General features: G+C 72.6%; 1 protein-coding gene and 1 pseudogene. Both read right to left on the reverse strand.

Annotated features, from left to right (window positions below; translation table 11 throughout):
• On the reverse strand, positions 1-239 hold a 239-nt coding region (locus tag FGF04_RS39820), incomplete at its 3' end, for an FHA domain-containing protein (protein ID WP_149516238.1).
• An 83-nt stretch (positions 240-322) separates the two neighbouring features.
• A pseudogene (locus tag FGF04_RS39825) lies at positions 323-523 on the reverse strand (hypothetical protein); the annotation flags it as partial.

Raw genomic sequence — 523 nt, forward strand, 5'->3', positions numbered from 1 at the left:
ACCTCCCACACGCGCACGCGGCGGCCGTCGGCGTACGTGCCGTTCGTGCTGTCGTCCTCCAGCGTCCAGTGGTCGGGGCCCGGCCGCAGGACCGCGTGGTGCCAGGAGACCCGGGCGTCCTCGATGACGACGTCGCAGAGCGGGTCCCGGCCGACGAGGTAGGGGCGGTCGGGGATCATCACCGTGGTGCCCGTCCCCGTTTCGAGGACGAGTTCGGGCGCCGCGGACCGCTCAGCCATGCCTGAATTCTAGCGATTCGTCGACATGTGCGCTTGTCGCGCGTACGTACCGTCGACGGCCCCCGTGCGGGGTCCGCGCGGGATCAGGCGGCCGGGGCGGAGCGGAAGGGCAGGGTCCGCTGCATCCGCAGGGCGTCGACCGACTCCGCGAGCAGTTCGTACTCGGTGGTCTCGTCGCCGGYGACGAGGCGCAGCAGGTGCCCGGCGGCCAACTCCTCGGCCGCGAAGTCCTGTTGGGCGGGATCGCCGCACCAGGTGCGCAGCACCACGGGCACGTCGGGGGA

It is taken from the genome of Streptomyces apricus (genome assembly GCF_008369065.1).
Lineage (GTDB): Bacteria > Actinomycetota > Actinomycetes > Streptomycetales > Streptomycetaceae > Streptomyces > Streptomyces apricus.